Genomic DNA, 8,065 nt, shown 5'->3' on the forward strand with positions numbered 1-8,065 from the left:
TTATTGAATGCAATGAAACGCACCTTATGGAATCTGAAAAGGGGCGCAAAAGCGGTATCCCGCATCGCAATGTCCAGAAGCATCGTTTTATCAAATAGCAATAATTCCACCTGCGAGTGAAAAACATGGGCGAGGACGAACACCACTTTTTATAATGCGGAATATACAAATGAATAGGCACTTATCCCAATCATGCTTATTCTGTAAACGTTGCGAATCAGAATAGGCACAAAGGAGTGTTTCAGGTTGGCAGTAAAATCATCTCACTATTTTGCCCACGGCAACACTGCGCACGGAGCTCATTTCTTGTACCAATCCGCATTTGATCAGTTGAACAAAATATTTGTCCTTACGGGGCCCCAAGGTACAGGGAAATCGACGGTCATCCAAAGCTTAGCGGATAGCCTGTTGGATAAAGGCTTGCATGTGCAATGCTTCCACTCCCCTCTTCGTCCCGACGAACTCGATGGCATCATTTTAACGGAATTGAAGGTTGGTATTGTCGACGGGCGAGTCTGTAAGGGGATTTCGGATAGCGGGGCCGATGAAATCGTCTCTATCCATTTCGGGGAAGCGTTTGATAACGATCTTATTTTACCGGAACACAACATAACGATTGAAGATCTTAGAGGCAAGCTTGAGAGAGCCTATTCAAATGCGTATGAAACGTTCGCAACTGCATTGCGGATTCATGACGAGTGGGAAAAATTTTATATCGATAACATGAATTTCTCGAAGGCTGACCAGATTGCGCAGGATTTGATTCAAGCATTATATGCAGATCATGAAAGCGATACGCCGACCGCTCCACGTCACTTATTTTTCGGAGCTGCGACTCCGAGGGGGGCATTCGATTTTATTCAAAGCTTGACCGCTCAGTTGGAAAGTCGGATTTTCATTAAAGGAAGGGCGGGATCTGGCAAATCGACTCTGCTGAAAAAGCTTGCCTCTGCTGCCGAAACGAAAGGAATCGAAGTTCAAGTGTTTCATTGCGGCTTTGATCCGAACAGTCTTGATATGTTGATATTCCCGAAACTTGGTACGGCTATCTTCGATAGTACCGCTCCGCATGAATACTTTCCAGATCTGGACGGGGATGAAATCCTAGATATGTATGAACTGGCTATAGCCCCTGGAACAGATGAAGCTCATGCTGCCGAAATAGCCGGTATCAAAGCACGCTATTCGGCAAAAATGAAAGAGGCCACCTCCCATCTGGCGGAAGCCGAAGCCATCGATTCTCAAATTAAGGCCTACTATGTTGCGGCCACAGATTTCTCGATCGTAGAGAAACTCCATCTGCAATTACAGTCCGAATTGAATGAACGGATTGGCTCCATGCAGCTTTCAAAATAAAGATACAACCCCAAAGCGTTCTAGTTCAGACAGGGCTCAGCAGTCTAATGCAAGCTGAGCCCTGCCCTGTTTGTGATTGTATCTGCTTCCACTTCTCTATGTCCTTCCCTGGATAGCAACCATTTATGTCCCTCAAAATCGTATGCGATTTCAAATGATGGAGAACTATTCTTGATAGAGGTCTCGTCTCGGCATTTATGACCGGTACCACATGAGGTGGGTCTCTACGCACTTATTACAAGCTCTGTTCGGTCACTCCGGTTACCGGATCGAAGGTCAGCATCTTGGTCCCGATCTTATCGATGAAGAATCGATCATGGCTTACCGTAATGACCGCACCGGGAAAATGGATCAGAGCTTGCTCCATGACCTGAATGCTCGTGAGATCCAGATGGTTGGTCGGCTCGTCCAGGATAATAACAGCCGCGCCCGAGAGAAGACACTTAGCCAGCGCCACCCGAGCTTTCTGCCCGCCAGACAGATTGCCGATCGCTTTGCTCAGATCCGCTTCCGAGAATTGCAGCATAGCTAGGAATTTGTTCACCTTCTTGCGCGGAGCGTCCAGCCCCAATCCATACGTATTTACCGCGTGGCTGACAGTATCCTTAGGATCAAGCTCCTCCCACATCCGGTTGAAATAGGCGTAGTCAACACCCTTCTCCCAGACAACCTCCCCGGAATCCGGCTTCTCCTGCCCGGTAAGCGCCTTAATGAGCGTGGACTTCCCGCTTCCATTCGGTCCCACGATGACCAAGCGATCTTCCTTCTGAATATCGAAGCTCACGTTCTCGAAGATCTGCCTGCCCTCGTATGTCTGCCCGATCTTCTTCACTTCGCAGAGCTTGTCGGGAAAGCGCAACCTCTCGTAGATGTCGGTAATCAATACGTTCACGGGATGAGGCTCTATCCGCTTCTTATTATCCGCCAGCTTCCGCGAGAGACGGTCCTTGGAACCGGATTTGCGGTTCGCGCGCTCGTCGATTGCCTCGGATTCCATGAGCAGCAGCTCTTCCTCCCACTCGAACTGGCGATCAAGCGCCTTCTTACGCATCTTCTTCTTACGGACGTAATCCGTGTAGTTGCCTTCGTATTCCTGAAAATGATAGTTCTCGATCTCGATCGTGCGCGTGACGACCTTGTCGATAAATTGCCGGTCATGCGACACCAGAATCATGGCTCCCTTGAATCGGTACAGCCACTGCTCCAGCCACGCGATCCCTTCCATATCCAAGTAATTCGTAGGCTCGTCGAGCAGAACGACATCGGGCAGCTCGATGAGCATCTTCGCAAGCGCCGCGCGGTTACGCCATCCCCCAGACAACTCGTCGATTGGCTGATTGCGAGATCTGTCATTGAATCCTAGCTTCGTAAGCACCGTATTAATCTCGACGGAAACGTTCCAGCCATCGAGATGATCCATCTGTTCGAATAACTCTGCTTGCCTTGCTAGCAGCGCATCCATCTCTCTATCGTCAGTAACCACACCAAGTTGATCTCCGACCTCTTGCAACTCCCGTTCAATAAGGGCAACCTGCTTAAAGCATGCTTCTAGTTCTTGTTGAACGGACAAGCCTCCGCTAAGTTCCGAGAACTGCGAGAAATATCCGATTCTCACCTGGGGATCTATTTCTACTCTGCCGGACGTCGGCTCTTCCTTGCCCATGATGAGCTTAAATACCGTCGACTTGCCGGCGCCGTTCCGTCCGATTAAGCCGATCCGTTCCCCTTGCATCACTCTAAAATAAATGTCGCGAATGATCATGGACTCTTCATACTTCTTCGTGACGTTCTCCAACCGTATGACGCTCATGGTCATCACCCTCCTGGTTCTCACACTCTAATGATCTGGCAAGTTTGAATGCTATCAGTGCGGAAGGGGCTTCTCCTTTGTCCGGAAAAGCTCCCTAAGCTTATGATTATTTTTTTCATCTTATATGAACTCTAAATATCTATGATCCCACATATTCTCATAGAGATTAATAGTTTCTTTTGCGGACATAGACGAATTGTTTAAAGTAGAGGTTGCGTTTTTTACCATAAGGTTTTTGTAACCTAGTCCATGCGCAAACTTAACAGTAGCATCCATACAGTATTCCGTTTGAGCACCACAAAACTCTATACTCTTTACATTTAACTGCCTTAAAATTTCTTGTAGGTTCGTTCTGTAGAATGAGTTTGCATGTATTTTCTGTACCAAAAGATCTTGTGCTTGAACATCAAGTTTAGCATGAATAGCCCATTGTTCTTCTCCAGGTACTAAATCCTCGTCACTGTGTTGAACAAAAATAATGGGTTTATGCAACTTTCTATACAAAGAAATTCTTTGGTTCACTTTTGAAAGTAATTTTTCTAATTCAAACAACTGCTCTTTGTTGTAACAAACACCATTCTGTAAATCTTTCTGCTCATTCCCTTTCGCCATACTTATGATACGGTTCACCGCGTAGTCTGTAACGGTAAGTTTTAAGGCCATCCTAAGCGGACGGTCCTTTCTTTGGAATTTTGGGTACATGCAGGTCAGTCGATTGGTTGTCTTCTTCTAATCTAAATATCAAAGCAGAATAAACTTCATCGTTTAATAATAAATCACTACTTATAACCTTGTAACACGTAATCAGATCCTGCTTTGCCTTTATAGTCATATATAAAAGATCTTTTTGAAATTGTTTCTGACACTCTGGAAACATAGCAATCTGTTCTAAAGTCAACACAGCAAAAGTAATCCCCATAATAGAAGCAATAAGAGCACCGTCCACTTCTTCGAACGGATTACTTACCTTAAAATAACTTTGAGCCGTCAAAACGTCTAAATGAACATACTTTGAAGATACACAAAAGAATAGGTCATATAACGCTTTATCATTCTTGTTCTACAACAATGTCTGCGCAGCGAATAATCAGTTCAGACATTTCTTTGCCCGAAAACAGAACATGAACTTCATAGCCGCAATCCGTACGATACAGCTCATTATAAATCCAGCAGCTGCCTACAATGTGCTCGTCTTGTCTGATGATTTCGTCGACTGCATCAAATGTAACCTTGTTGTTATTGGTAAATCCGCCTTGCGTATCCAGTCTCATAACCATTTGCTTGCCAGGCGTAAGCTCGGTCACGGTGCAATCGTGAAAACCGAATTGGCTGCGGATATGTTCGGGAATGTTCTCCGCTTGTTGTGCCTGCCTAAATTCATCCAAAATCAGCATCATGCGTTTTTTATTTTCTTTGCTCAGTTGCTTCAGCTCGCGCAGTACTTCTCTCGTACAGTAACCCAGTGCAAACACCCGCATATCCGCAATACGTGAGGACAGCTCGCCCGGAAGTTTATGAAACACTTCCATACGTCCCCATTCCTGAATCTCACTGAATTCTTCCTTACATTTCACTTCATCAAAAGGAGGCCGGACATCGTAAGCGGCAATTAATTGCTGTATGCGATCCCTTTCTTCAGCAGACATGTGATAGACCATTGTATCCTCTTCACTGATCTGATCTCCGTCCAAGGGCCATTTATCGAGAGCTACACCTTGCGCGCCATCCTGCCCCAGCATAAACCGGGGATCGACGTCGTAAACTTCGCGTCTCTGACTCATAAATTCCTTTTCCTTCTTTTTATAGAGTCGCAAATAAAGTGCTTCGTCATGTACATAGGTGCCCTTATGCACCCTCATGCCAAAATGAAGTCCTGTCCGCTGGCATAATTCATACCATTCTTGAGTCAAATATTTCACAGAAACACTCCTTCATAGCCTCCATTGACCCGGTCGCTTTTGCGAGACTGCTTCCTGTTACTCTGCCTTCTCGTTTATTAAAGCACTGTTTCCTAATATGTCATTGGCGTGGTATATCAATAACTTAATTTCGTAATAAGTCTTATTGCATACAATTGTACCTTAACAATTTTATAAGGCGAAATCATTTGTTGTTTTTCTACGTATTTTCGATAGCGCGAAATCAAGAGGCACCCTGTTTGGGTGCCTCTATTGTCCTTCTAAGTTTTTCTCGCTAAGCGACTCTATTCAGCATCATCACGGCTTGCACTGTTCCAGCCACCTCAAAATCGCTTGATTTGTTTCTTCCGGTTTTTCTTGCTGGATCCAATGACCGCAATCCAGATTGACTACTTCCGCATTAGGCACGAACTTCGTCAGGTTTTCAGACCTTTGAACCGCATCCCGGTCGCCGTAGATCATGAGGGTCGGCTGTTGGATGATTGGGTTCACCCTCGCCAATAAGCGCCAATTGCGGTCAAGGTTTCTGTACCAATTTATGCTGCCCGTGAACCCTGATGTTTCAAAAGCGGAGACGAAAACGGCCAGCTCGCTGTCGCTCATCAAGGGCTCACCCCGTGGTGTTTCTGCTTTGGCGAGATTGATCCATACCATACCTGGCTGAGGCTCTGTGGGGGGCTCGTTCTTCCGGTACAGATTGCGAAGGAACCGGAACGTATTGTCTTCCAATACGGCGTCTGCGACGCCTGGCTGTCGATTGAAGTGGACGAAATAGAAGTCGCCGCCAAGTATTTCTTCCATGAACTCAATCCAGGGTTTTTCTCCGCGCTCTTGGTAAGGCAAGCTCAGATTGATCACTTTGTTTACACGGTTTGGATGCAATAAGGTCAGTCCCCAAACGACCATTGCACCCCAATCATGACCGACAAAGGTGGCATCTTCGTATCCGTAGTGATCGAGAAGGGCGACGAGATCGCCCGACAAGTGTTCAATGTCATAGTCTGTTACCTCGGTCGGACGGGACGAGTTGCCGTAGCCCCGCTGATTCGGGACGATGACATGGTAGCCCGCTGCGGCAAGGGCGGCCATCTGATGGCGCCAAGAAAAGGCATGCTCTGGCCAGCCGTGACAGAGGACAATGGGTTTTCCTTCATTTTGTCGGCCTGCTTCAAAGACTTCGAGTTCCACGCCGTTGATTGAAATAAGAGTAGGTTTAGGAAAATCAGTTGGATTAAACATTGAATCAAAACCTCCTTCTTGTGATACATGTAGTTTAATGAAAAAAAGGTGACATCTTTTTGTCACCGTTCTTAAAATATGTGCAAAAAATATGAAGTTGAAAAAAAAAGGTTGTTTCTACAAAGGAGTCCTCGCAACTATCCTATGTTTCCAAAAGAACGATAAAAAATAGAGGCAATGGTTAATCCATTGTCTCTATTTTTTATCGTTCTTTTCAACTGTCGTTTTGTGACTTGGAAGGTCGGTCCGAGATTCTTAACCGAAGCTTCAACCTTCAACTCAACTTTTCGCCGTCACTTATGATACGGTTGAACAGCGTGATTGATTTTCATTTCATTTACTTTTTAAACCTAGATTTAAGAATAACAATTAAACCGCCAATACAAATTCCTACTATAGCCCAACCTGCAATAAATAGTATCGAATTCATGATGTACACTCCTTAGTTGTTACTGTTTTAGCTCTATAGTTTCCCTGTCCTGCAACAAGTAAATCTCCGTTTGGTAACTCGAAAAGTAATATCGTCGATGATCGCTTCTGACAGGGTTTCTATAATAATATCCTTATCTTTGGCTTGTTGTTTTTCTATAAAATTAACTGTGACTTTCTCAGTTACCTTTTAGAGCTTGTCTGTTGTCAATTCCAAGTTATACATTCCTGACTTAATAATTATTATATATGAACCAATTTGTTGCCGCCAATCTTGGGCAGCTTTTTTACATCAATTTTGAGAGGAGGAGCGAATGGCCAGAGTAACCCGCAAGAAGATCGACACATGGCTAATCGGCTTCAAAACGGGGGCCGATAAAACTTACAAACCATTAACAAAGACGGCGACATGAACACAAACAAAACGGCAGATACTGTTTTACCAGTACCTGCCCTATTCAAGCAACTCTATTCTTCTATTCTATGTCTAGTGAATGATCAAGACTTGCATTCAGCATACGTAAGATCATAAGTAATGATTCATATCTCGTCGCATTAACGTTGGGTTTGAATGAACCATCCGGTGCGCCCTTTACGATCCCCATAGCGGATAATGCATCAATCTCTGTCTCTGCCCAGTGACCTATAACATCCTGGAACTTATTATTATTCACAAAAGTCGTGTTCATCGCTTTGGAAAGCATAGATACGATTTCTGCTCTGGTGATCGTCTGATCTGGTTTGAACGTTCCGTCTAAGTAACCCTTAATAATTCCTTTTGTTTCTAATGTAGCAATGGCATCTGCTGCCCAGTGAACTTTAGTATCCTTAAAGTCGGAGTCACCTTCTGATGTTAATCCAAGCGCTCTTACTAGCATTGATGCAAACTCGGCTCTAGTTATCGTAGCATGAGCACGAAATGAACCATCATCATAACCCTTGATAATCCCAAGCTTGGTCGCTAACCCGATTGCTTTAGCATTTGGGGCACTCGCGGGTACATCCTTAAATGATACTACAGGTGAAGTGTTCAATTGGGCTACCATTGCCTTGATTACATCAATATTAACTGCATCAATGTAGAATGGTTTAGGCGTTGGCGTTGGCGTTGGTGTTGGTGTCGATGTCGGTGTTGGCCCTGATCCCGGTCCTGGTGTTGGTGTTGGGACCGGTGTCGTATCACTTACCGTAATCTCAAGCGTCTGCGTTGCTCCTCCGCTGAACGTGAACATCAAGTTTGTCGTACCAACCGACTGATTCGCCAAGTACGCCTTCAGGATTGTAACTGTGTTGCCCACAACGGTATAATCGG

Annotated in this window: 6 protein-coding genes; 1 reads left to right on the top strand and 5 read right to left on the bottom strand. The window is 45.1% G+C overall.

The window, feature by feature from the left end; all coding sequences use genetic code 11:
• Nucleotides 1-246: 246 nt before the first annotated feature.
• Nucleotides 247-1,356: a PRK06851 family protein gene (locus ACFVTB_RS21140; RefSeq protein ID WP_387753619.1), complete on the top strand. Its 1,110-nt coding sequence runs from the start codon at nucleotides 247-249 to the stop codon at nucleotides 1,354-1,356.
• A gap of 235 nt (nucleotides 1,357-1,591) precedes the next feature.
• Here the strand turns inward: ACFVTB_RS21140 and ACFVTB_RS21145 are convergent, their stop codons facing one another.
• The 5 genes from ACFVTB_RS21145 to ACFVTB_RS21165 form a co-directional block, all read right to left on the bottom strand.
• Nucleotides 1,592-3,166 carry an ABC-F family ATP-binding cassette domain-containing protein gene (locus ACFVTB_RS21145; protein WP_387753622.1) on the bottom strand — a complete coding sequence of 525 codons (1,575 nt, stop codon included), beginning with the start codon at nucleotides 3,164-3,166 and terminating at the stop codon, nucleotides 1,592-1,594.
• A gap of 120 nt (nucleotides 3,167-3,286) precedes the next feature.
• Nucleotides 3,287-3,778 (bottom strand): cysteine hydrolase family protein, encoded by a 492-nt coding sequence (locus ACFVTB_RS21150; RefSeq protein WP_387753854.1) that lies wholly within the window; start codon nucleotides 3,776-3,778, stop codon nucleotides 3,287-3,289.
• A gap of 437 nt (nucleotides 3,779-4,215) precedes the next feature.
• Entirely contained in the window at nucleotides 4,216-5,085 is an 870-nt protein-coding gene (locus ACFVTB_RS21155; protein ID WP_387753625.1) for a DUF4085 family protein, read from the bottom strand.
• 297 nt (nucleotides 5,086-5,382) lie between these two features.
• Nucleotides 5,383-6,324, bottom strand: coding sequence for an alpha/beta fold hydrolase (locus ACFVTB_RS21160; RefSeq protein ID WP_387753628.1), 942 nt, complete (start codon nucleotides 6,322-6,324; stop codon nucleotides 5,383-5,385).
• 905 nt (nucleotides 6,325-7,229) lie between these two features.
• Nucleotides 7,230-8,065: S-layer homology domain-containing protein (locus ACFVTB_RS21165; protein ID WP_387753630.1), on the bottom strand; the 836-nt coding region annotated here is incomplete at its 5' end.

Origin of the sequence: Paenibacillus sp. NPDC058071 (assembly GCF_042885235.1) — a bacterium.
GTDB lineage: Bacteria > Bacillota > Bacilli > Paenibacillales > Paenibacillaceae > Pristimantibacillus.

What these genes read in the sequence shown, in the direction of transcription:
- ACFVTB_RS21145 (WP_387753622.1), bottom strand. Translation starts at nt 3,166, where the DNA reads ATGAGCGTCATACGGTTGGAGAACGTCACGAAGAAGTATGAAGAGTCC.
- ACFVTB_RS21150 (WP_387753854.1), bottom strand. Translation starts at nt 3,778, where the DNA reads ATGGCGAAAGGGAATGAGCAGAAAGATTTACAGAATGGTGTTTGTTAC.
- ACFVTB_RS21160 (WP_387753628.1), bottom strand. Translation starts at nt 6,324, where the DNA reads ATGTTTAATCCAACTGATTTTCCTAAACCTACTCTTATTTCAATCAAC.